Source organism: Halorubrum sp. Atlit-28R (assembly GCF_003665955.1).
In the GTDB taxonomy this organism is placed as follows: Archaea; Halobacteriota; Halobacteria; order Halobacteriales; family Haloferacaceae; genus Halorubrum; species Halorubrum tropicale.
Window position 1 is genome coordinate 1 of the sequence record NZ_QPLS01000230.1, and the last position, 457, is coordinate 457.

Sequence of the window (457 nt, forward strand, 5' to 3'; positions counted from 1 at the left end):
GGACTGGCATTTGGCCGCCTCTCTGGACAGCGTCTCCGCCTTCGACAGCTATTCAGCCGCCATGAGCTTATGTAACCTGCTCAGCAACGCCCTGCTGCATGAGATGTTGGAGCAGGGGCGATCGCGTATTCATCATATTGCCGGTCTGTATCAGGATTTGGACGAACTGGAACCGCGCTAACCGGCGCTTTTTTGGTGCTTATGCACATTTTTGGTGCAGATCTGGCCTGCCTGCCTTCCCTTTCTCCGTCGCCGGCCCGCTGAGGCCGGCAGGTTTTTTCTCGTTAATCAGCGCCAGTTAAGGCATGGGTTCGACGTATTTTCGATTGGCACATTAGTTGCAGAGATTGTGGTGTAAGAATCTTTTGTTTCATCTTTTCACCATCGGGGATACGCTATGAACATCAAAAAAACGCTGTGGACGGTTTTCACCGGGATCGCCTTGCTGGCGCAGGCC

Annotated in this window: 1 pseudogene; it reads left to right on the forward strand. The window is 53.2% G+C overall.

The features are described 5' to 3' along the window. Positions 1-181 (forward strand): annotated as a pseudogene (locus DVK06_RS17680) (hypothetical protein); the annotation flags it as partial. Positions 182-457: the final 276 nt, after the last annotated feature.